This window comes from Flavobacterium sp. NG2, from assembly GCF_034119845.1.
Classification (GTDB): Bacteria; Bacteroidota; Bacteroidia; order Flavobacteriales; family Flavobacteriaceae; genus Flavobacterium.
Genome location: NZ_CP139420.1, coordinates 755,618 through 779,299, shown reverse-complemented (window position 1 = coordinate 779,299; position 23,682 = coordinate 755,618). Strand labels below are relative to the sequence as shown.

Sequence of the window (23,682 nt, the reverse complement as noted above, 5' to 3'; positions counted from 1 at the left end):
TGAATTTATGGAAGAAATAGCGTGGAACTCTGTTATACTTTTTTTGCTATTTGTTTTTCCTGGTATTGTATTTAGAAGATTTTATTTTGTTGGTGAATTTTCAAAACAATTTTATTCATCTAATTGGATCAATACTTTTTATATCAGTTTAATTCCAGGCTTAGTCATACAAGTTCTTTCTTATGTTATTTTTATAAATCTAATTTATAGAAAATTAAATCCTCAAGAAACTCAAAATTTTAATAATTACAAGTTTTTAAATACAATTTATTCCAAATTAAAAAGTGATTCTTTGCCCAAAGAGCTATTTGATATTGAATTAATATGTTGGATATTAGGCTATATGTCCGTTGTAATTTTTATTTCTTTTATTATTGCTCAATTATGTTGGAAAATAGTAAGAACTTTAGACTGGGACAAAAAATATTCACCTTTAAGATTCAATAACTATTGGCATTATTATTTAAGTGGAGAATCCTTAAAATTTAAAGATTTTAGAGGTATTCTTCCCAATCAAAAAGTTTTACTAACAGAGGCTGATGTTTTAGTTGATATAGGAAATGAAGGAACAAAGCTTTATAAAGGCTTTTTAAGACAACATACTATTTGTAAAAATTCTGGTGACCTAAAAGCTATATATCTTACAGATGTTAGACGATATAGAAAAGATATACCTCCAAATAATATTAGAGAAGTACCAGGACATATAATGATTATTCCTGCTGAAAAAATCTTAAATATTAATTTAACATATATCACAAAAGAAGCAAAGAAAATCAATTATATCACATTAATTTCCACAATTTTAAATTTAACAATATTGTTGTTTTTAATGTATAATCCATCCAATATCTTTTTAAGGAATACTACAATTTTTGGTGGTATCATTGGAAGATTATGGCTCTTTTTTGCATGGCTTATAATATCAGCTATTATTGATACTTTTATCAATTCTCAAAATCATGCAAATCTTAAGTCAGTAAGAATTAGTTTAATAGTCTTCTTTTTAATGATACTTCTTGTTATATATCTTTTCTTCTATATGTAATTTTATTTATATTTTACACGTGAATAATTTCCTCCTCAATCAACAACTCTTCCCTTCGTAATCTCAGAAATATTTGTGCCACAGCGATCGTATCTTTTTCGCAATAGGTTACAATGCGGTCGATGTCTTTTTCGACATAAAAAACATGCCCTACCTGACTGCCGTCGATGTCGCCCTTAGGAGACGGAATTCCGAGTACTTTACACATCAATTTTAAAGAGGTATAATGCTTGTAATCGCCAAACTTCCATAACTCCAAGGTATCGAGATGTGGGATTTCCCAAGGTTTTTTGCCAAATAAATTCAGCTTGTTTGGAATTTCAATATTATTGATAATCATCCGCCTCGCCATAAAGGGAATGTCAAATTCTTTGGCATTATGTCCACATAATAGATGTTGGGGTTGATTAAAATGATTGTTGATTAGGTTATTAAAATCCTTTAAAATTTTCTTTTCCTCTCCAAAAAATGAGGTCACTCTAAAATTTCGAATGTCATTTTTATTGGCAAAAAAACCAACGGAGATACAGACAATTTTTCCAAACTCCGCCCAAATTCCCGCACGGTCATAAAATTCTTCGGCAGTGTAATCGTCTTTGCGTTGGTATTGTGTTTTTTGTTCGTACAAAGCTTTCATTTCGTCATCTAAAGAATTGAAATCTTCGGTTTCAGGAACGGTTTCTATATCGAGAAAAAGAATATTATTGAGGTTTATTTTTTCTATCATTTGTTATCAAATTTATTTTTGTTCAAGCATAGCATAAGCTTCATCTATGTATAAATAAAAATCATCGGTATGAGGTGATCCATTAGTATTTTGGTGTTCAGTACGACCCAGTCTAACGATAATTAAATCGTCTTGAGGGATTACAATCACGTATTGCCCTAAATGACCGCGCATATTAAATATTTTTTTGTTTTTATAATCGCTTAGCCACCAGCCATAACCGTATTGAGGTGAATCTTTAAATCTTGGTGTTGTGGATTTTTCTACAAAAGCACTGTCGAGAATTTGTGTTCCGTTCCAATTTCCTTTTTGCAAATATAATTTTCCGAAACGGGCAAAATCTCTAGCGTTACTAGCAATACAACAATAGGCTTTGACCATGCCGTTTTCAGAATCGGTTTGCCAAAGTGCGTCGTTTTCCATTCCTAATGGTTTCCAGAAAGATTCCGTAACATAATCAGCCAAACTTTTTCCTGTCGCTTTTTCAATGCACATGGCAAGCAGTTGTGTATTACCACTAAGATATTTATAGGTTTTGCCAGGAGCTTCAATTCCCTTTAATCCCAGAATAAGTTGGCTTAAATTTTCATCAAAATAAGCTCGGGTTGTAATAGAAAAAGGGCTGTAATAGGATTCGTCCCAGTTCAATCCTGAAGCCATCGAAGCCAAATCACCCAAGGTTATTTGAGCCGTTTTTCCTTTTTTAAATTCAGGGAAAAAATCGGTTAGTTTTTGGTCTAAACTATTAATCTTTCCGTCTTTAATCGCCTTTCCTAAACAAGCCGTTACAATACTTTTGGCCATCGAAAAAGAATTAGACTTGGAATCCTTAGTATAATTGTCATAATAGTTTTCGCTCCAAATGCTATCCTTTTTAATCAGAACAAAGGCAACAGTTCCTGTTTGTTTATGCCAATCTTCTAATCTTTGAGTAGGTTTTGTTTGGTTGTATTCTTTGGAGATATGCCAAGCTTGTGGCTGTTCTCCTTTTTCAATCTTTCGATTGTTAAAATAGTTGTAATCGTCTAAGAAAGCTGTGGTGTGCCCGTTGAAATAAGTTATTCTAACAGCCTTAAACAAATAATCAAATTGAAAAAGATACAAAGACAGTGTTAGAATTAGTGCCAAAGCCAATAATCCAATTAAGATTTTTTTAAATACTCTCATAAATCACATCTAGGTTTCAGTACGAATTTACACAATTATTGTTTCAATTTACAATAAAAGTGTTTGTTGTTGCGAAGGATTTTCATGTTCCAATAACCATTTTTTTCGCCATAAACCACCAGCATATCCCGTGAGCGAACCATCTGTTCCAATGACTCTGTGGCAAGGAACAACAATCCATAAAGGATTTTTGCCATTGGTGGAAGCCACTGCCCGAATGGCTTTGACATCTCCTAATTTTTTGGATAAATCTAAATAACTGATCGTCTTTCCATAGGGAATTTCGATTAAAGCCTGCCAAACTTTTTGTTGGAATTCGGTTCCCTGTGGATTGAGTTTAAAGTTAAAATGAGTTCGATTTCCTTCAAAATACTCTTGTAGTTGTGTTACGGCATTTCGTAAAATAACAGGGATTTCTGTACTTATTTTACCTTCATCTGCAATCGTTATTTTTGCTATGCCGTTTTCGTCACCTATAATTGTAGCGATTCCTAAAGGGGTTTTGAAGTGCGTGATTTCCATAGCTTTTTTATTGAATAGCAAATTACTGAAAGTTTTGGTTTGATAAGGCTAAGAATTGATGTTAGTTTGCCACGAATTTACGAATTTGAGTTTTGTAAAAATAAGTATGGTTATAGATTTGAAATCTTAAGGAAACTATTCGTGAAATCCCGGCTCATTAAATTTTTCCCTTAAGTGTTTCAGGAATCTCCTTTTTTAAAAAAGCAATTGCTGTTTTAGAAATGTCAGAGACATGGTTTTTGGGAGTCGCCAATAATATATCGGTAAAAAGGGGAATTGTCTTTAATTCGATACAACCTAATTCAGGAAACAAATGACTTCTTAAAATAGATGTTGGAACAATGGAAACTCCTAAACCATTTTTTACCAATTGAATAATAGAAGAAACATTATTCGATTCATGAACCACTTTTGGAGTAAAACCAAAATGTGCACATATTTGAAGTAAATTTTCATAGTACTGAGGAGCGTAATCTTTATTGAAAAATACAAAAGTGCTTTCGCTTAAAGTAGGGATATCTTGTTCTTTTTCAATGATATAGAGGTTTTTGTTGAATACTAAAGAAAAACTGTCTTTGAACCAAAGTTGGGTTGCAATTTTTGGCGAATGCAATGGTGCACGTACAATTCCTAAATCAATTTTTAAATCTTCGATAGCGTTAATTTGCTTGATAGTGGGTACTTCATATAATCTAAAACGAACATAAGGATATTGTTCCGTTAAATGTTGAACCAAGTTCGAAATGGCTCCTGAGAAAGTTGAACTAACATAAGCAATTCGAAATTCACCACTTTGATTTTCGCTTATTTTCTTGGTTTGAGTATTGATTCGTTCCAAGTTTTTTATTAGTTCACGAACTTCTTTTTCGTAGAATTTCCCTGCTTCGGTTAGTGCCACTCTTTTGTTGTTGCGCTCAAAAAGGGTAGCGCCAAGTTCTGTTTCCAATTCTTTGATTTGGCGACTTAAAGGCGGTTGTGAAATGAATAATTTTTCGGCAGCGCGTACAAAGCTCAACTCTTCGGCTAGCTTTAAGAAATATTTTAAATGACGTAACTCCATAAATACTTTTTAAGTATTGATTAATGACAAAATAAGTCTTTTTGTGTCATATATAAAAGTAATAGGTTTGTAAAAAACAATCGTTATGAAAAAATCAACAGTTACGGAAATCAAAGCACGTTTTGATAAAGAAGTCGAACGTTTTTCGAATTTAGAAACAGGACAAGTTGCTACTATTGATGCGCAAATTTCTTTAGAATTATTGACATCGGCGGCCAAAGCCATTAAGCCAGATGCAAATCATGTTCTTGATTTGGGTTGTGGCGGCGGAAATTATACTTTAAAGATGTTGACCAAAGTACCTAATTTGGATTGTACCTTAATTGATTTGAGTCAAAATATGCTTGACAAAGCGCAGGAACGCGTGTCTGAAATGACTAACGGAAAAGTAAATTGTATTCAAGGTGATATTCGGGAAATCGATTTGGCTCGAGATCATTTTGATATTATTTTAGCTGGAGCGGTTTTACATCATTTGAGAGAGGATGCCGACTGGGAGTTTGTTTTCCGAAAATTATACGATAGTTTAAAGCCAGGTGGTTGTTTGATGATTTCGGATTTGATTGTTCAAGAAAATGATTCGGTTACAGCGTTGGTTTGGGAAAAATATGGGGAGTATCTTAAAGAAGTGGGAGGGGAAACCTATCAACAAAAAGTTTTTGATTACATCGAAATTGAAGACAGTCCAAGATCGATGACGTATCAATTAGAATTGATGAAGAAAGTAGGTTTTTCGAGTACCGAAATCTTGCATAAAAATAGTTGTTTTGGTGCCTTTGGAGGGGTGAAGTAATTACACTCTTAGTAGTCCACGGAATCCTCTAACAGCATAATAGGAGCCAGCACCGTTATGATAGACAAAGACAGTGTTATAACGGAAGTCGGCAAATAGAGCGCCACCAAGTTTTCGGATAGCAGTAGGTGTGACTATCCAACTGGATGTTTTAGTATCAAAATCACCGAGTTGTTGTAAGTTACGGTATTGCTCTTCTGTCAATAAATGGATGCCCATAGCCGTGGCCATATCGATTGCATTGTGTGCTGGTTTATGCTCTTTTCTAGAATTTAAACCTTCAAGGTCGTAGCAAATGCTTCTACGGCCTTTTGGGGTTTCTGGAGAACAATCCACAAAAAGATATTCACTAGTATTATCATCAAAACCCACAACGTCAGGTTCTCCGCCAGTGTTTTCCATTTCGTTAAGCGACCAGAGTTTTTCAGGTTGCTCTTGTAGTTTTTTCTCAATGGAATTCCAATCCAAATTTTCATGACGTTTTTTGTTTTTCTCAAAACGAAGTTTCAATAGTTCAATTAGGACTTGTTGTTGTTCGGTTGGCAAAACTTTTGTGGTTTCTGTTGACATGAGATTGGTGTTTTGAATGACGTTTAAAGTTAAATAATATTTCCTAAAAATCACAAAAACGCCCTCTTTAGCCCTGACAGTAGCGGAATCCTTGTGGCGGCGGGCATTTATGCCGCCACAAGATTTGAGCGAATGGCAGGTACAATCATTCCTGAAAAAGCGAAATGTTGTGCTCCTAAAAAAACAATTATTTATCGGAATCTTGATTGCTTAGGAAATCGATGTCTTGGATAAGGCGTTGAATATCCTCTTGTTTTGTGCCATCATAAAAACCACGTACTCGACGTTTGGTATCGACTAGCACAAAGTTTTCTGTGTGAACCATATCGTATAATTCCTCTGGCTTGCCCAGTTTTACGGCGAGATAGGATTTTCTAGCCATGGTGTAGATTTCTTTTTTGTCGCCAGTGACTAAGTTCCATTTTTTGTCTTTTACACCGTATTTTATAGCGTATTTTTTCAAAACAGGAACGCTGTCCGTTTCAGGAAAAACCGTATGGGACAGCAGCATGACTTTTGGGTTGTCTAAAATGGCTTTTTGAACTTCAAATAAATTTTTAGACATTTTTGGGCAAATAGAACCGCAGGTGGTAAAGAAAAAATCGGCTACATAAATTTTGCCTTCATAATCTTTTTGGGTGATGGTATCTCCGTTTTGATTGATAAACGAAAAATCAGCGATGGTATGGTATTTACTCACGTATTGCACCGTACTGTCCACCAATTCAGGGTTGACATCAGCAGGGTTATAGATGGGTAAGGTCTTGATGGGTTTTAAAGCGCCGTAAAATAAATAAAGCGTAATGGCCGAAAAAACGATGAATACGCCTATGAATTTACGATATCTGTAGAAAATAGATTTCATTATTTTTTTGTGCAAAAATACAAAACAGGTTCTGAAATTGCTGTTAATTTATTTTATTAATATGTTGGTTTTTTTGCGACTCTTACGCAAGGATTGATTGACTAAGTACAATCCAAATAAGGTTACGGCACCACCTAAAGCTATCGATAAGGTTAAAGGTTCGTCAAAAATAACAGCTCCCAAAAGGACTGCTACCACGGGATTCATGTAAGCATAAATACTGCTAATTTCGGGTGGAAGATTTTGTAAGGTGTAAATAAAAATAGTAAAGGTTATCAATGAACCAACGACAACTAGATACGCTACTGCAAGCCAAGTGTCAACTGGAATTTCGCTGATGTTGATGGAGATTCCAGTGGCTCCATTATAGGCGAATAGTAGGATGCTAGAAATAAACATTTGGAATCCTAAGCTGTAATACGGATTATAAGAAGCTGCTTTTTTCTTAGTGTAAAGTGTTCCAAAAGCCCATGTGATGGTTGCCGTCACCGAAAGTAAAATGCCTAGCCTGAATTCGGGGATTAAAAAATCAGCCAAATATTCGTAAAAGATGATACATACTCCGCCAAAACTTATTAAAAGACCTATTACGGCTAATTTTGCTATTCTTTCACCGCGACAAAAGGCTATAATTACAACCCAGATAGGAAAAATAGCGGCAATTATGGCACCGAGTCCGCTACTGATGTATTTTACTCCTGCCGTGCTTAGTCCGTTACTTAGCGAAAAATTCAGTATGGCAAGGATGATAATGGTATTCCATTGTTTGCCTTTTGGCCAAGGGGCTTTTTTATATAAGAAAAAGAGGATATATAGTAACCCTGCAATAAATTGGCGGATAGCTGCCATCTGGATTCCTGGAATATAACGTACGCCTTCTTTGGAAGCAATCCAAGTAGTTCCCCAAAAAAAACCAACCCATAGTAGCGCTAGTATCGGTAAACCGATGGCATTTAATTTAGTCGTAAATGCGGTTTTGAATTTTGTTATCACTATAAATCAAGTTGAATAAATTGGTAATCTAAGAGTTGGATTAACCGGTCAGACAAAATGGTTTTTCCAACCGATGGTATCGATTCGTTGAATGTGGGTGGTGTTAAATTACTTTCCAATGCTTTTTGGGTGTAATATTCTTTCCGACTTGGGTGATTGGGTGTTACAGCGTTTAATTGTATTCCCCAAGAATTAGTATCCAAAATTCTAAGGATAATTCCAATACAATCATCTAGATGAATTAAGTTAATAGGAGCTTCTGGATTAGCAACATTTTCTTTACCTGCCAAAAATCGTGCAGGATTTCTATCAGGACCTATTAAGCCTCCAAAACGTAAAATGGTTGTTTTGAAATGGGGGTTTTGGTTTAAAAGCGTCTCTATTTCGGCCAATTGTTTGCCGCTTTCGGTAACTGGGGATAGGGGTGTTTCGTCGTTGATAGTCGCATTTGCATCCCCAAACACAGCTGTTGAGCTAATGAAAAGCAGGTTTTTGACGGTTGAATTTTCAATGTAGGGCAATAGGTTTTCTATCTTTTTGACAAATGAATTTTTATTGGCATCCGAATAATCTTTGTTTTTTCCTCTTAATTTAGGTGGGATAGCGATAATTAAGGTTTCGCTTTCAGCTAAAAAGTCATCTACAGGAGCGGAGAAATTTTCCGTTTCGAGTGCAATGGGAAAATGGGTAATTCCTGCGATTTCTAGTAAGTCTTGTTTGTCAACTGAAGTAGTTGAGCCTTTTACCACATATCCTTCTTGGATTAAGGCTTTCGCCAAAGGCAATCCTAACCATCCACATCCTAGTACACTTACTTTTGTCATCATACAGCTTATTTTCTATTGCAAAAGTAAGGGATTGAACTCTTATTACCTTATACCAGTATCAATGTTTATGTCTAATGGTGTTGTTTCCATATTTTTGATGGTAACAGTAGCAGGTAAGTTTTTACCAAATCGATGTTGCTTTTCTAAATCGATGATATAGCTTCCTACGGGGAGTTCAATAGTATAATTTCCATTTAATTCGGGTTGTAAAACGGCAATTTTTTCTTTTTTATCCAAGGTCCAAATATAGATAGGCCAATTGTCATAAGTTTCTTTTGTGGGGATGCATTCGGGTTTTGGAGGGATGGTTTCGACTGGACATAGAGGACCAATGTTAATTTTACCTTCCAAAATACCTTTATCGGTTACCTGTGTTGTTTCACAACTCCATAAAACTATGAAAAACACTATCGATAAACATAGGACGTGTTTCATTTTGATTGTTTTTAGATGGTTGATATTCTATATAAAGGTACGATGTTTTTTTATTTGTCAACGCTTGAATGACTATAGGCTGTCTGTTATAATTGTCTTAGTTGTTGTGGTTTTAGGCACAGTAATAGAAGGAGTTTTAGCTTTTACAGCTTTTGGTATAATAGTTTGTTTGACACATATAGCGTCGGTAAGAACAAAAGGAGTAGGCATCATCCAAGGCGATCTCGGGTTCATTTGGAACAAAGGATTTTGCATTAGGTCAAACGAACTTTCGAGTAACTGCATGTCAAAAATATTTGCCCGATTGAGGTTGAATTCCATTTCGAGTGGTTGATTGTTTACAAGATAATAGCTTAAGATTTTCTTTCCGTTGCGGTTCATCTTGTTCGTTGTTTGTTCGAGTTGTGATACGCCATTGGCTTTAAAATGGTAAAAATCCATTTTTTCGTTGGCAAAAATATCCAAGCGATTCACCTTTCGGTTGGGTGTAATTTTAATTTTGAAATGGCGTAGGTTCCCTACGATACTATCTTTCAAGAAGGTAATAGTTGCGGGTTGAATTACTTTAAATGGAGCATCTGCTTTAAAAGTAAAAGGGTTGTTGTATTTGCTGAATAGTGGAATTTCATTTTGAATTTTTGCATTCTCAGGATTGTTTCCAAGATAGGATTTTGTCCAGTTGTCTAAATTTTTATCGTAGGTCAGCCAGTATGCTTTTTGAACATTGGTATCATACAGATAGACTAAGCTATTAGATTTAGCCTTTCCTTTTTCGTAACCCGAATTTAAATGTGCTTTCGCAAAAAAGCCTAAGCTAATTAATAAAAAAGCCAATGACCATTGTCCTTTTTTGGCGAAAGTGCCAAATACAGGAAGTAATAATCCGAAAGTTAAAACAGTTAAAATAGCGCTTCCGAAAAGGATTTTTAACCCCAAGCCAACGGGAAACATATAAATAAAGGGAGCAATGATAAATAAAGTAGGTATGCTTAGTATTAAATTAAACCAACGATTGGTTCTTTGAGTAAGAATAAAATAACCGAATATAAAGAGTCCGAAATAGATTGGGATTATTAAAAATCCAGCACCTTCTAAGTAGAATGCAATTGCGCCATTAATCAGTAGCCAAACGAATAGTGGTGCTATATAATTGCTCATGGTCACTTTCTTTGCAGAAAAAAAGTGATATGCTCCTAGGCTAATTGACAATGTTAAAAAGACAAAGGCAGCGATATAATCATGGCCATTATAAGTAAATCCATTTAGTAAATCTTGGTATTGCGGATAAAGCAGCAATAACCCTTTCCATCCAAAAAAAGTAATTGCCCCAGATAAAGTTAAAGCAATTAAAAAAGGAATAAACCCTTTAGCTACCGTTTTGAATTCTAAAATGCGTTTTGCAATACCCACAAATAGCAACAAAATAAAAAGTCCAAGAGCAATGTAAAGCATCGGTTGGATCCAATCAAATGGGTAGTGAATGAATGCAAAAGGAACCGAAAAATAAACTTCGTCTTGTGTGGATTGTGTCGAATTTAAATTGGTATTCGAAAAATAATTCAACAAAGGAAATAAATACGAGCCCTGATGAGCTAGACTGTTTTTGCTTAGATGTTGAAAGTCATCTTGAGCAGTATGATAGTTGTAATGACCATCAATAAAAGCAAAATTAAAACCTTGGATATTTCCTTTTTCTCTAAATACGGTTAAATCAGTATCGTTTGGTAGCATTTTATAAATGCTATACATGAGCGAATTAGAAACGGGAAAGTGAATACCAGCATTAGCAAATTCATTTACTAGGCCTGCATTTCCTTTGTTAGTTTCCATCAGCATATAACTTGGCCCTGAAGTTCCTCTTGCTTCAAAGTTAAGGACGAGTCCAATTTTATTTGCCCATTGATGCTGTGTTACAAATAGTGCTGCTCCATTTAATCCTAATTCCTCTGCATCCGAAAACAATATAATAATGTCATTTTTATGCGTTTTTTTCGAATGTAAAAAGGCACGAACACTTTCCAAGATTGTTGCAACGCCTGAACCTGCATCACTAGCTCCAAAAGAAGACGAATGCGGAGCGCTATCATAATGTGTTAACAATAGGAGTGCTTTAGAGTTGTTACTTCCTTTAATTCGAGCTATAATATTTTTTGAATAAACCAAGTTGCCCCAATCTGTTAAAGTAAAGCCTTCTTGTATACTAGGTTCTAATCCTAGCTTGCGAAGTTCTTGCTGTAGATAGTGTGCTACTTGCTCGTGGTTTTGGGTTCCAATAGAATGTGGTTGTTTTGCAATGGCTTCGACTTTGGTTAAAGCCCTTTTGGTTGAAAATTCATTGGGTGGAATTTCAGATTCTAAACCCCATTGTGGCATCATACTGAAATAGCTGATTCCTAAAATTACCAATAGGAATATAACAGCAAAAAGGGAGGAATACTTTTTTTTCATGATAATGGTGTTGGAGTATTAGATGTCTTTTTTAACTAGCATATAAAAATCATTGTCCAAAAGCATATAGCCTTGGTCATACAAAAAATAATAGGTATTCCCTGTTTTAGTTTTTAAAATATTGGTAAAAAAATCAAAATCAAAGCCTAAACTCAATAGTTTGGTTTTCGTTGTTTTGGATTTCCCCTCAGTATTTAGTCCCGAAAGTATACGGTAGTTTTTGCGCAATTTATTGTTGATATTACGCATATAGTTGTTACTGTCTTTGTTTATTTTATTGTTATAAGCATTTCGACAGCCATCGCTACAAAACTTTTTGTCCTCTCGGCCTACTATTTTTTCACCACATTCTAAACAGTTTTTCATATTTAGCTTTTTAATTTTTTAATCTTATATAGATCATGACGACGGTCTTTTAGAATTTTCACACTTCCGTGTTCGTGTAGTTCTTTTAGTAAATCTAAATCGACATCAACTATCAGCGTCATTTCGGTATTAGGTGTCGTCTCTGCTTTAATACCATTACTTGGGAAAGCAAAATCAGACGGGGTGAATACCGCTGTTTGAGCATATTGTATGTCCATGTTATTTACTTTTGGTAGGTTACCAACGCAACCTGCAATAGCCACATAGCATTCGTTCTCAATAGCTCTAGCTTGTGCGCAATGTTTTACTCGGGTGTAGCCATTTTGTGTGTCTGTTAAGAAAGGGACAAAAAGGATATTCATTCCTTCGTCAGACATTAATCGTGATAATTCTGGAAATTCTACATCATAGCATATCATAATTCCTATTTTTCCACAATCTGAATCAAAGGTTTGTATTGTGTTTCCTCCAGTGATTCCCCAATGAAAGACTTCATTTGGTGTGATGTGTATTTTGGTATAGGTTTCGTAGGTACCGCCTCTTTTACATAAAAATCCCGAATTATATAAGACACCATCAACCAAGTTTGGCATACTTCCAGTGATGATGTTGATGTTGTATGCAATAGCCAGTTCTTGGAATCGTTTTCTGATGGGTTCGGCATATTTAGCAAGTTCTCTAATTGCATCAGCTTCTGATAAATGATTGTAATCAGCCATTAATGGTGCGATAAACAATTCAGGGAAAACAGCAAAATCGCTACCATAACCTGAAACGGCATCGATAAAAAATTCAGACTGTTCAAATAATGCTTCTAAGTCTTTTAGTGGACGCATTTGCCATTGAATCAATCCTAATCTAATAACTGTTTTTTCGGTGTTAATGATTTTTGGACTTTCGTCATAATAAATATTATTCCACTCAAGTAAAACGGCAAATTCTTTGGATTTTCTGTCGCCTTCTAGATAATTTTTCATGATTCGCATCACGTGAAAATCATTGCTTAATTGAAAAGAAAGTACGGGGTCGTGAATTTCTTTTCTTTTTACCTTGTCGATATAAGCTTTTGGTGTTAATTCGCTAGCGTATTTTCCATAATTTGGAATTCTACCAGCAAATACAATAGATTTTAGGTTTAATTGTTCGCAGATTTCTTTTCGAGCATCATACATACGACGTCCTAAACGCAGTCCACGGTATTTTGGATCAACAAAAACATCGATTCCGTACAATACTTCTCCTTTATAGGTGTGAGTAGAGAAAGTATAGTTTCCTGTTATTTTAGCATAATCATGGTTTTTTTCAACTAGTTCTTCACGAACAATTAGTGATAAAGCAGAACCAACTACAACATCGTCAACGATGATAACTAATTGTCCTTCGGGGAATATTTTCAATAACTTTTTAACTTCTGATTCGTCCCAATAATTATCCGCCATTTCGGGATAAGATTGCATCATGGATTTTTTTAGTTCTTTATAGTCTTCGATTTTTAAATTTCGTAACTCGACTTTGTTGATTTCTGCTTGCATAAAAATATCTGATTTTCGCTAAGTTACAAAAAATAAGTTTCCATTTACAAACGTTTACAAATATTTACAACCGAAAGTAATTGTGTATTAACCGACTTTGTTTTGAGAGCTGTTGCATCTTTGCCATGTTGATTTGAACGAAGGATTCAAACATTTTACTAACATTTAATTATATACGCCATGAACGCATTAAGAAACAAAGTACAGTTAATTGGACATTTAGGAAACGACCCAGAAATCAAAACTTTTGATGGAGGTAAAAAATTAGCCAACTTTACATTAGCCACAAATGAAAGTTATAAAAATGACAAAGGAGAAAAGGTAGAAGAAACCCAATGGCATAAAGTTGTGGCTTGGGGGAAAACCGCAGAAATTATTGAAAAGTATGTAACAAAAGGAAAGGAAATTGCCGTTGAAGGCAAGCTTACGCATCGAAGCTACGATGATAAAAATGGAGAGAAACGTTATATTACTGAAGTTGTAGTTTCTGAATTGCTGATGTTAGGTAAGTAGTAATGTTTGCCTTTTTTAAGTCCCAGTTATTGGTTTTTTTAAACTGATGACTGGGACTTTTATTTTTTTACTTTTAAAGAACAATATGAAGAGTGTTAAAAAGCAACCTAGCTAAATGACAAACTGAATTAGAGTTGTAAATCAATTAATAGGCCCATTCGTTATTAATTGTTGAATGTCTCTGTCAAATAGATACAACCCCCCTTTGTCATCGCCAATAAGGTTTATTTTGTCTAAGATGTTTTTTGCTTGTGATTCTTCTTCTACCTGTTCAGCAACATACCATTGTAAAAAGTTATGAGTAGCATAATCTTTTTCAGAAAAACTAAGATGTACTAGTTCATTGATGGATTCAGATACAAAGACCTCATGATTGTACAGTTCTTCAAACATTTCTTGAAAGGTGTCATAAGTTGTTTTGGGAGCTTTTAGTTCTGAAACTTGAGCATGACCACCTCTTTCATTAATGAATTTAAAAATTTTTAGCATATGCATGCGTTCTTCGTCGGACTGTGCATACATGAATTTCGAAATTCCTTCTAATCCATGAGTTTCAGCCCATGAAGCCATTGAAAGATATATCTGTGAAGATTCGGCTTCTATTCGAACTTGTTTGTTCAGTGCGGTTTCGATTTTTTTGGACAGCATAATATGGTGTTTCTTGTAAAGTTACAAAAAATCAACAAATGAGTTTTCAATTTAAAGGCTATTTAACTTTAAAATAGAGGAATAAAAAAAGACTCCAAAGGATAATTCCTTTGGAGTCTAGTATAAAATATTTTTTTAAATATTATTTTATGTTGAAAGTAACTCTTCTTACTAGTTTTCTAGCAGCATCAGAGTTTTTGTCTACTGAAGTATCTTCACCAGCAGCAACAACATTTAATCTTGAAGCATCAATACCAGATTTCAATAAAGTTTCTTTTACATTATTTGCTCTAGTTGCAGATAATTTGTTGTTATAAGTTGTGCTTCCAATTTCATCAGCGTGTCCAATGATATCAACAGAAGAAGAAGGGTTATTTCTTAAGTAAGTTAAAACGTAAGAAATAGATTCTGTAGATTCTGAGTTTGGAGTTGTTTTGTTGAAGTCAAAGAAAACAGATACATAACCACCGTTAACTAGGTTTTTGATAGTTTGGCTATCAACACCATTTGAAGTGTTAGCCTTATATTTAGCGTCAACGTATTTTTCAATTTCGTCTGGAATACCGTTTTTGTTCAAATCAATAGCGCGACCTTTAGTGTCTACCATTACACCAGTAATTGAGTTTGGTTCAGCATCTAAATAATCAACAACACCATCTCTGTCAGTATCATTGTTCATTGTTTCAAGCTCAGCAACTCTTTGCTCTAAAGAAACTAAATCTTTGTCTTTAATAACAATCCAGTCAGCATGTTTTTCACTTTTTCCAATGTAGTAAGTAAGTCCTACAGTAGCATTAAGCATAACTCCAAATGGATAGTTAGCACCTGATTTTCCGTCAAAGTTCAAATTTTGTCTTGCATTTACAATTCCAGATGCATCTGCTGTAAGAGCAAAATGGTCAGATAATCTTGCTTGAGCTGTTAAACCTGCCATTGCATTAATTACAGTGTTTTTAGTAGAACCACTTTTTATTTGTCCTGCCCCAAGACCTCCATGAGCTAATAATCCAATAGTATTAGTCCAAGTTTCAAAGTTCATGATGCGACCTAAGTTTGCAACCCCTTGAATGTTAGCTCTTAAGTATTCAGCGTCAAAAGCAGGAGTGTTGTTTTTTTCTTGAAAACTATTGTATGAAACATCTCCTTTAATACCAAATTTGTTGTTGATCATGTATCTTACTCCTAAATCGACAGTATAAGGTGAAACAAATTCAAAGACATAACCTGGAGTTCCATTATTAATAGGTTTGTTAAAACCGCCTGCTAATTCGATAGACCATTTGTTAAAGTCTTGAGTTTTGTCATTTTTGACCTCATTTTGTGCGCTTACCGCTGATACAGCTGAAGCCAAAGCTAAAGTAAATATAAGTTTTTTCATCATTTTAAATTTTTTATAAAAATAGTTTTTTTTTTTAAATTAGAAATGTAAATATATTAAAATAGTTTGTGATTTTATCATATAACAAGCGGTAAATGCTAGATTTTTTTTGTAAAATAGTCTGTTTGTTTAGTAATTAATAAAATATTTCGGTTTTGCGTTAAGAGGTTGTTAATGATATGGACTGATTTTTGAGTATTTGTCAATCTGTTTTTGATTTTTGTTTTTTTTAAATGTATTCTAATTTTATGCTTGATACGTAGGTTTATTCTGTTGTTATCGAATCAGTTTTAGTATTTCAGTGATTTTTGAAATGCTCTGAAAGTTATGATGTACGATTTTATGGTCTATTTTTTCATGAGCCCAAGTGGTATGAAAGGGCACATGGACAGCACGGGAGCCAATACCAAGTACCGGCAATACATCTGATTTTAATGAATTACCAATCATCAAAAACTCTTGGGGTTGAATTTCAAGCCTTTTTAATAAATCCAAATAATCGATTTCTTGTTTGTCTGACATGACTTCGATATGATGAAAATATTTACCTAAGCCAGAGTTGTGTAATTTACGGCGTTGGTCTAATAAATCACCTTTAGTAGCGACTACTAATTTGTATTTTCCATATAATGCTTCAAGGGTTTCTTCAACACCTTCTAATAGTACGATAGGTTTGTCAAATAATTCCTTTCCGTATTGCACAATTTTAGCAATAATTTCAATAGGAATGGTATTGTTGGAAATGGTCATTGCTGCTTCAATCATCGATAATATATAACCTTTGATACCATATCCGTAACGAGGTAAATTTTCGATTTCGATTCGAAAGAGTTCTTGTGAAATTCCTTGGTGTGAGAGATAATCACTCATTAAAGCACAAAATTTCTCTTCTGTTTCGGCAAAATAGGTTTCGTTTATAAATAAGGTGTCGTCAGCATCGAAGGCAATAACTTTTAAACTCATGGTTTTGTGTTTTTTAAAGAAATAGGTTTGTTATAAAAGGTAATTCGTATTCCTAAAAGTAGAAAAACGGCACCAATAATCCTATCCCAACTCATTTTTTCGTCCAAAAAAAGCCAAGCTAATAAGGTTGCTAGAACTGCTTGACCTAGTAAACTTAAGGAAACTCGGGTAGCACGTAAATGTTGGGTCGCGTAACTGATAAGTAACCAGGCGGTCAATTGACAAATGGCGCCTTGTATGAATAAGACGCCCCAAGCAATAGGTGAAAATCCTGTAAAAGGTTCTCTGCTAACTCCACAAACTATAAATAGGAAAAAACTAGAGGATACAAGAACCAAGGTCATAAACGAAAGGACATCAACCTGCGTTAAAATATGCTTACTAATTAAGATATAGGTTGCATATAAAACACCTGAGAAGACCGCAAGTGTAAATGCTAAATCGAAATTGAGTTTGGCAAATACATCAAAACCTACTAGAATAACCATCCCTAATAAGGCTACTGCTGTTCCAATCCAAAAATTAATGGCGGGTTTGTTTTTTAAAAAAATGAAAGACCCCATTCCAACCCAAACAGGCGAAAGATTGGCTAACAAGGTAGCTTGAGTGGCGGATGATTTTTGAATGGCAATATTCCAAATAGCGATATCTGTGGCAAATACAATCCCACTAACAATCGCTAGAGTTACGATTCTAGTTTTGGGTAATTGAAACTTTTTGGTAATAATAGTATAAGGTAATAGGAGTAAAGCAGCAATAAACATTCTGTAAAAAGCAGATATTAGTCCTGTCGTCAGTTGCAAACGCACCAAAATAGGAAAGATCGAAATACAGAGTATGCCGAGTGCTAAAGCTAATTTTGGTTTTGCATTTTTCATTATTGTATCTGATAAAAACAACAATTGCCACTGTAAATTGGTGGCAATTGATTATATATAGTGTACCATTAAATAATTAACTTTAATTGCTTAATGGTTTTAAAAAATAATAATGTTTAACTAATCATCTCCCCATTAGCAACACCTTCAGCATCTGGATTGATGAAAACTAATTTTCCTTCGGTGTTCGTTCCCATCAAAATCATCCCTTGACTTTCCACACCTCGTAAGGCTCTTGGTGCCAAGTTCACTAAAACCGAAACGCGTTTCCCAATAATGTCTTCAGGTTTGAAGCTTTCTGCAATTCCTGAAACAATTGTGCGTACATCAATTCCAGTATCTACTTTCAAGACCAATAATTTGTTGGCTTTTGGCATTTTTTCAGCTTCTAAAATCGTTCCTACTCTGATATCCATTTTAGCAAAATCCTCAAACTGAATCGTCTCTTTTTGTGGTTCTGCTTTTTTGTTTTCGGCTATGTTGGCTGTTTTTGTTGCTTCCAATTTGTCTATTTGTTTTTGTATTTCTTCGTCTTCGATTTTTGAAAATAATAATTCGGCTTGCCCTATTTGGTGCCCAGCAGGAAGTAAATTCCAATCTTCAAAATCCAAATTCCAATGGTTGATTTGAATGTTCAACATCTTTAATAACTTCTGAGAAGTAAACGGTAAAAACGGTTCGCATAAACTAGCCAAAGCTGCGGCAATTTGCAAGGCCACATACATTTGAGTTTGCACACGCTCTGGATTTTCTTTGACCATTTTCCAAGGCTCTTCATCGGCTAGGTATTTATTTCCTAAACGAGCAGCATTCATCATTTCGCTCAAGGCTTCTCTAAAACGGTAACGCTCTACAGAACTCGAAATTACTGCTGGATAGGCCTTTAATTCTGCCAAAGTAGCTTCATCCACTTCACTCAATTCATTAGGAGCAGGAACCACACCATTGTAATATTTATTCGTAAGAACTACAACACGATTAATGAAGTTTCCAAAAATCGCCACCAACTCATTATTATTTCTAGCTTGGAAATCTTTCCAAGTAAAGTCGTTGTCTTTGGTTTCGGGTGCGTTTGAAGTTAATGCATAACGCAACACATCTTGCTGATTTGGAAATTCTTCCAAATATTCGTGCAACCAAACCGCCCAGTTTTTAGAAGTAGATAATTTATTTCCTTCCAAGTTTAAGAACTCATTTGCAGGTACGTTGTCTGGCAAAATATAACTTCCTTCGGCTTTTAACATCGCTGGGAAAATTACACAGTGAAAAACAATATTGTCTTTCCCGATAAAGTGAACCAACTTTGTGTCTTGATCTTTCCAATACGGTTCCCAATCTTTTCCTTCACGTAAAGCCCATTCTTTGGTTGCCGAGATGTAGCCAATAGGAGCGTCAAACCATACATATAATTTCTTACCTTCAGCACCTTCAACAGGAACATCAATTCCCCAGTCTAGGTCACGAGTTACTGCACGAGGCTCTAATCCGCCGTCTATCCAAGATTTTACTTGACCATAAACATTCGATTTCCAGTCATTTTTATGTCCTTCTAGAATCCACTCTCTCAAGAAAGCATCGTATCGATCCAAAGGTAAAAACCAGTGTTTGGTAGCTTTCATGATAGGTGTTTCACCTGTAATGGTTGATTTTGGGTTAATCAAATCAGTCGCATTCAAGGTCGAACCACATTTTTCACATTGATCTCCGTAAGCCTCTTCATTTCCACATTTTGGGCACGTTCCTATAACAAAACGATCTGCTAGGAATTGATCTGCTTTCGCATCGTATAATTGTTCGGTTACTTCTTCAATGAAATCGCCTTTTTCGTATAATGTTCTAAAGAATTCCGAAGCCGTATTATGATGAATTTTAGCCGAAGTTCTCGAGTAATTGTCAAAAGAAACCCCAAAATCTGAAAACGATTGGCGAATAATACCATCGTATTTATCGATTACTTCTTGAGGCGTGATGCCTTCTTTCTTTGCTTTCATTGAGATGGCAACACCATGCTCGTCACTTCCGCACACAAAAAGCACCTCTCTACCTTGCGCTCTCAAGTAGCGAGAATAAATATCAGCCGGCACATAAACACCCGCCAAATGCCCAATGTGAATAGGGCCGTTAGTATAAGGCAAAGCCGCCGTAATCGTATATCTTTTTGGATTTTGTAACATAAAATTATTTTTATTGAGCGCAAAAATAAGATTTTTTATGATAAGGTCGGTAGGGACAATACGCGACTTGTCCGTACGGTGGTAAAAAAATCGTGTTTTTTGTTATTTATATAGAATTCCCTATTCCAGCCATCTTATGTTTTTAAATTTAGGATTGTACGAAATCATTATCTTTGCAATCTGGATTAAATGAAATATATCATGCCCAAAGGACCTGAAAAAAATACTAAGAACAAGGCTTTGCATACCAAATTGCTCAATCGGAAAAAAGCCAAATTGCAAGAAGAGAAAAAAGCAAAGGCTATGCGCTTGAAAGTTTTGGTTGCTAAAATGAATGAGCAGAAGAATAATGACGAATCAATTGCTAAATAACTAACAGCATTCAAGAATCTGTGGTAATTTGTGTAATTTGTGGATAAAAATAAAAGGCAACTCAATTATTTCCCCGAAATTTGCAATCCACCTTTTAAATAAAACTCAAAATGGAATTCGGAAGCATCATCATTTCAGAAACAGCCGCTAGCAGCGAAAACCCTCAAGACGTTATCAACTCTAATATTTCGGTGATTAACCTAATGCGTGAAGAGAAAATCGATGATGATTTTATTCATGAAGATGCCTTGATGAGTTATTATTTGGATTATTATTACTCTAATTGTGTAGAGGGCAATTTTGCACAATTCATTCACAATTCGCGTTGGAACACTGAGTTAAACGAATTAATAGAGGAAGGTTTGGCGTTGATTGGAGCCAAGAACCATTTGGAGCTTTTTAAACAACAATGCAAAAAAGTCCAATTGATGAGTAGCGTAAAACGTGAAAAATTCTTCAAATCAAAATTGGAAGGGGTTAATCCGATTCGTGATATCTTAAACAATGATACTTTTTTCGAATTAGAAGAAAATCTAGCGCAACTCAATGCGGATTTTCTTAAAAATCATCCAGACACGCAAATACTTTCAGTAGATGCTATGTTCGAGCTTTTAGAGGATTATTTGGGTCGCGAAATTAAAAGAGTTTAATTTTATTAAATCCCCGAAAAGTATGGGGTGTATAAGATTAATTTAGATTGCTCCATTTATTATAGTATTCAAAGCTTGATAATCGAATCTGCCAGTACCCTTAATTTTATCTTATTTATTAGATAAAATGTTAATTTATTAACGCAGTTTTTTTATTTATTAAAAATAACGCTATATTTGACAAACCAAATTGGTTTACCAATTTGGTTTGTGAATTAACAACAATCAACATACTTATGAAATTGAAAATCAACCGTTTTCTAAAAGGATTAGCTGTTGCTATTACATTATTTGTAATTCAAAATGCAGTTGGTCAAGGGCACCCATCTTTAGTTCTAACTAAAAAAGGAGTGTCTGAAATTCGTTCGAAATTAGGTAAAGTGCCTCTTTTTGATGCTACTTTGGCAGATGTAAAGGCAGAAGTTGATGCCGAAATCGCTTTGGGAATTATTACGCCTATACCAAAAGATTTTTCAGGGGGGTACACTCATGAGCGTCACAAGAAGAACTTTTTGATTATACAAAAAGCGGGTGTTTTATATCAAATTTTAAACGATAAAAAATATGCTGTTTATGTTCGTGATATGTTATTGGCTTATACCAAAATGTATCCAACCTTACCTTTGCATCCACAAACCCGTTCCTATGCTCGTGGGAAATTGTTTTGGCAAGCTTTAAACGATGCCAATTGGTTAGTATATACGAGTCAAGCTTATGATTGTGTTTACGATTTCATTAGCGCTTCTGATCGCGATAAAATAGAAAAAGATTTGTTTAAACCTTTTGCTGATTTTATTTCTATTGGTTCCCCTCAATTTTTTGATAGGGTACATAATCACAGTACTTGGGGAAATGTTGGTGTGGGGATGATAGCACTAGTAATGAATGATGCCGAACTACTTGATCGTGCTTTAAATGGTTTAAAAGAGAATGGATTGCCGCCTGGGATGAAAGACAATGATGGTGGTTTAATTAAGAAAGAAGGACAAAAAACGGGGTTTTTAGCTAATGTTGATGAGCCTTTCTCACCAGATGGTTATTATACCGAAGGGCCGTATTATCAAAGATATGCGATGTATCCATTTATGGTTTTTGCGGAAGCATTACAAAATACCAAACCTGAATTAAAGATTTTCGAATATAAAAATGGGATTCTTATCAAAGCGGTTTATGCATTGTTAAATTTGACCAATTCAGCAGGTGAATTTTTCCCATTAAATGATGGTCAAAAAGGAATGTCATATTATTCAAGAGAATTAGTCTCGGTAGTTGATATTGCTTACTTGTTTGGAGGTAAAGATCCATCTTTATTGTCTATTGCTGAAAAACAAGGAAGAGTCCAATTAGATAATTCAGGTATGGCAGTGGCATTAGCAGTTAAAAAAGGTTTGGCTAAGCCATTTGAAAAAAAATCAATCGATTTGTCAGATGGTCCAGAGGGAAAAGATGGCGGAGTTGCTATTATTCGAAATAAAAACAAAGGAAGTGAATTGACCTTGGTAATGAAATATGCAGCCCAAGGATTAAGTCACGGACATTTTGATAAACTTTCATTCTCATATTATAACAACAGTTCAGAGATTTTTCAAGATTATGGTTTAGCACGATTTGTAAATATTGAGCAAAAAGGTGGTGGAAATTATCTGAAAGAAAATACCAGTTGGGCAAAACAGACTATTGCTCATAATACGATAGTTCAAAATGAAGTATCTCATTTTAAAGCGGATTTTGAAACTGGAAATCAATTTTCGTCTAAGAAGTATTTGTATGATGTTTCAAATCCAAAACTACAAATAATTAGTGCAACTGAAGCAAATGCTTATCCAGGGACAAAAATGCACCGTACTATGGTATTGGTTGAAGATGAAGGATATGAAAAGCCAGTTTTGTTAGATATTTTTCAAATTGATTCAGATAAAGCCAACCAATATGATTTACCTTTCTATTATGGTGGGCAAATGATGTCTTCTAATTTTGCTTATGAAACACCAAAAACATTAGAGCCGTTAGGGAAGTCTTATGGTTATCAACATCTATGGAAAGAAGGAGTAGGAAAAGCTACTGCGGAGAATACTAAAATTTCATGGTTGGATAATGGTATATTTTATTCTTTGACTTCGGCAACAAAGCCTAATGATGAATTGTTATTCGTGCGCTTAGGTGCAAATGATCCTAATTTTAATCTTCGTAGGGATTCAGGTTTTATTATTCGTAAAAAAGAAAGTCAAAAGGCTACTTTTGTAACTGTAACAGAGAGTCACGGAAGTTATAGTCCAGTAACTGAAAATGCAACTAATGCTTTTAGTTCTGTTGAAAATGTAGAATTAATTTATGAAGATGCAGATTATGTGGCTGTGACTATCAAAAATAAAAACGGAAAGACAATTTTGTTTATTATAGCAACTACAAATAATTCAAGTACTGATAAACATCAAATTAAAATAGGTGAGACAACATATACTTGGGTTGGAACACATTATAAAACAACAAATTAATTTTGGTTTAAATTCTGTTAAGAATTATGTTTTAGGAAAAAAGGGTATTCGTCAATGAATACCCTTTTTTTTGGTTTTAATCTTTTTGAAACCAATAAATTAGTGTATGAATTGGACTTTTTAGATAGTAATTTATAAATAAATGGTGATTTAGTTTTTTTTAATGAAAATAGTTCTTATATTTGGTTTCCCAAATTGGTTTACCAAATTGGTATTAAAGGCGTAATCATCCTTGCATTTTGCAATGCTTAAGTAATT

23 protein-coding genes are annotated in these 23,682 nt (G+C 34.5%); 6 read left to right on the top strand and 17 right to left on the bottom strand.

The window, feature by feature from the left end; all coding sequences use genetic code 11:
• The first annotated feature begins 7 nt into the window (after positions 1 to 7).
• Positions 8 to 1,048, top strand: coding sequence for a hypothetical protein (locus SLW70_RS03195; protein ID WP_320890552.1), 1,041 nt, complete (start codon positions 8 to 10; stop codon positions 1,046 to 1,048).
• A gap of 13 nt (positions 1,049 to 1,061) precedes the next feature.
• Here SLW70_RS03195 and SLW70_RS03190 read toward each other — a convergent pair whose 3' ends face one another.
• The 4 genes from SLW70_RS03190 to SLW70_RS03175 all read right to left on the bottom strand — a co-directional run bounded on the left by SLW70_RS03190 (position 1,062) and on the right by SLW70_RS03175 (position 4,524).
• A complete protein-coding gene (locus SLW70_RS03190; RefSeq protein ID WP_320890551.1) occupies positions 1,062 to 1,775 on the bottom strand; it encodes a 3'-5' exonuclease in 714 nt (237 codons plus the stop codon).
• A gap of 12 nt (positions 1,776 to 1,787) precedes the next feature.
• Complete coding sequence (locus SLW70_RS03185) at positions 1,788 to 2,942, bottom strand: serine hydrolase (protein WP_320890550.1); 1,155 nt, start codon at positions 2,940 to 2,942, stop codon at positions 1,788 to 1,790.
• A gap of 48 nt (positions 2,943 to 2,990) precedes the next feature.
• A complete protein-coding gene (locus SLW70_RS03180) occupies positions 2,991 to 3,464 on the bottom strand; it encodes a methylated-DNA--[protein]-cysteine S-methyltransferase (protein WP_320890549.1) in 474 nt (157 codons plus the stop codon).
• A gap of 157 nt (positions 3,465 to 3,621) precedes the next feature.
• On the bottom strand, positions 3,622 to 4,524 hold the full coding sequence (locus tag SLW70_RS03175; protein WP_320890548.1) for a LysR family transcriptional regulator: 903 nt from the start codon (positions 4,522 to 4,524) through the stop codon (positions 3,622 to 3,624).
• Positions 4,525 to 4,609: 85 nt separating this feature from the next.
• On the opposite strand from SLW70_RS03175, the gene SLW70_RS03170 reads away from it, so the two are divergent.
• Positions 4,610 to 5,317, top strand: coding sequence for a class I SAM-dependent methyltransferase (locus SLW70_RS03170; RefSeq protein ID WP_320890547.1), 708 nt, complete (start codon positions 4,610 to 4,612; stop codon positions 5,315 to 5,317).
• On the opposite strand, the gene SLW70_RS03165 is transcribed toward SLW70_RS03170, so the two are convergent.
• From SLW70_RS03165 to SLW70_RS03130, 8 genes are all read right to left on the bottom strand, one after another.
• Positions 5,318 to 5,887 carry a DUF4256 domain-containing protein gene (locus SLW70_RS03165; protein WP_320890546.1) on the bottom strand — a complete coding sequence of 190 codons (570 nt, stop codon included), beginning with the start codon at positions 5,885 to 5,887 and terminating at the stop codon, positions 5,318 to 5,320.
• Positions 5,888 to 6,074: 187 nt separating this feature from the next.
• Entirely contained in the window at positions 6,075 to 6,752 is a 678-nt protein-coding gene (locus tag SLW70_RS03160) for an SCO family protein (protein ID WP_320890545.1), read from the bottom strand.
• A gap of 48 nt (positions 6,753 to 6,800) precedes the next feature.
• Positions 6,801 to 7,745 carry a DMT family transporter gene (locus SLW70_RS03155; RefSeq protein ID WP_320890543.1) on the bottom strand — a complete coding sequence of 315 codons (945 nt, stop codon included), beginning with the start codon at positions 7,743 to 7,745 and terminating at the stop codon, positions 6,801 to 6,803.
• Complete coding sequence (locus SLW70_RS03150; RefSeq protein WP_320890541.1) at positions 7,745 to 8,572, bottom strand: SDR family oxidoreductase; 828 nt, start codon at positions 8,570 to 8,572, stop codon at positions 7,745 to 7,747. Before SLW70_RS03150 ends, SLW70_RS03155 begins: the two co-directional genes overlap by 1 nt.
• 42 nt (positions 8,573 to 8,614) lie before the next feature.
• Positions 8,615 to 9,007 (bottom strand): hypothetical protein, encoded by a 393-nt coding sequence (locus tag SLW70_RS03145; RefSeq protein WP_320890540.1) that lies wholly within the window; start codon positions 9,005 to 9,007, stop codon positions 8,615 to 8,617.
• Between the two features lie 72 nt (positions 9,008 to 9,079).
• The gene (locus tag SLW70_RS03140) at positions 9,080 to 11,455 is read right to left on the bottom strand and encodes a M28 family peptidase (RefSeq protein ID WP_320890539.1); all 2,376 of its coding nucleotides are present in this window, start codon (positions 11,453 to 11,455) and stop codon (positions 9,080 to 9,082) included.
• Positions 11,456 to 11,473: 18 nt separating this feature from the next.
• Positions 11,474 to 11,821: a hypothetical protein gene (locus tag SLW70_RS03135; RefSeq protein WP_320890538.1), complete on the bottom strand. Its 348-nt coding sequence runs from the start codon at positions 11,819 to 11,821 to the stop codon at positions 11,474 to 11,476.
• A 2-nt stretch (positions 11,822 to 11,823) separates the two neighbouring features.
• On the bottom strand, positions 11,824 to 13,353 hold the full coding sequence (locus SLW70_RS03130; RefSeq protein WP_320890537.1) for a bifunctional GNAT family N-acetyltransferase/carbon-nitrogen hydrolase family protein: 1,530 nt from the start codon (positions 13,351 to 13,353) through the stop codon (positions 11,824 to 11,826).
• 180 nt (positions 13,354 to 13,533) lie between these two features.
• On the opposite strand from SLW70_RS03130, the gene SLW70_RS03125 reads away from it, so the two are divergent.
• Positions 13,534 to 13,866 (top strand): single-stranded DNA-binding protein, encoded by a 333-nt coding sequence (locus tag SLW70_RS03125; RefSeq protein ID WP_320890536.1) that lies wholly within the window; start codon positions 13,534 to 13,536, stop codon positions 13,864 to 13,866.
• Between the two features lie 141 nt (positions 13,867 to 14,007).
• Here SLW70_RS03125 and SLW70_RS03120 read toward each other — a convergent pair whose 3' ends face one another.
• The 5 genes from SLW70_RS03120 to metG all read right to left on the bottom strand — a co-directional run bounded on the left by SLW70_RS03120 (position 14,008) and on the right by metG (position 19,907).
• Entirely contained in the window at positions 14,008 to 14,514 is a 507-nt protein-coding gene (locus tag SLW70_RS03120; protein WP_320890534.1) for a ferritin, read from the bottom strand.
• Between the two features lie 142 nt (positions 14,515 to 14,656).
• Complete coding sequence (locus tag SLW70_RS03115) at positions 14,657 to 15,895, bottom strand: OmpA family protein (RefSeq protein ID WP_320890533.1); 1,239 nt, start codon at positions 15,893 to 15,895, stop codon at positions 14,657 to 14,659.
• A gap of 273 nt (positions 15,896 to 16,168) precedes the next feature.
• Positions 16,169 to 16,855: an HAD family hydrolase gene (locus tag SLW70_RS03110; protein ID WP_320890532.1), complete on the bottom strand. Its 687-nt coding sequence runs from the start codon at positions 16,853 to 16,855 to the stop codon at positions 16,169 to 16,171.
• On the bottom strand, positions 16,852 to 17,733 hold the full coding sequence (locus tag SLW70_RS03105) for a DMT family transporter (protein WP_320890531.1): 882 nt from the start codon (positions 17,731 to 17,733) through the stop codon (positions 16,852 to 16,854). Before SLW70_RS03105 ends, SLW70_RS03110 begins: the two co-directional genes overlap by 4 nt.
• A gap of 116 nt (positions 17,734 to 17,849) precedes the next feature.
• Positions 17,850 to 19,907, bottom strand: coding sequence for a methionine--tRNA ligase (gene metG, locus SLW70_RS03100; RefSeq protein WP_320890530.1), 2,058 nt, complete (start codon positions 19,905 to 19,907; stop codon positions 17,850 to 17,852).
• A gap of 189 nt (positions 19,908 to 20,096) precedes the next feature.
• On the opposite strand from metG, the gene SLW70_RS03095 reads away from it, so the two are divergent.
• The 3 genes from SLW70_RS03095 to SLW70_RS03085 all read left to right on the top strand — a co-directional run bounded on the left by SLW70_RS03095 (position 20,097) and on the right by SLW70_RS03085 (position 23,424).
• Positions 20,097 to 20,279, top strand: a complete 183-nt coding sequence (locus SLW70_RS03095) for a hypothetical protein (protein ID WP_320891815.1) — start codon at positions 20,097 to 20,099, stop codon at positions 20,277 to 20,279.
• A 110-nt stretch (positions 20,280 to 20,389) separates the two neighbouring features.
• A complete protein-coding gene (locus SLW70_RS03090; protein ID WP_320890528.1) occupies positions 20,390 to 20,929 on the top strand; it encodes a hypothetical protein in 540 nt (179 codons plus the stop codon).
• Between the two features lie 236 nt (positions 20,930 to 21,165).
• Positions 21,166 to 23,424, top strand: a complete 2,259-nt coding sequence (locus tag SLW70_RS03085; protein ID WP_320890527.1) for a heparinase II/III family protein — start codon at positions 21,166 to 21,168, stop codon at positions 23,422 to 23,424.
• The last annotated feature ends 258 nt before the right edge of the window (positions 23,425 to 23,682 follow it).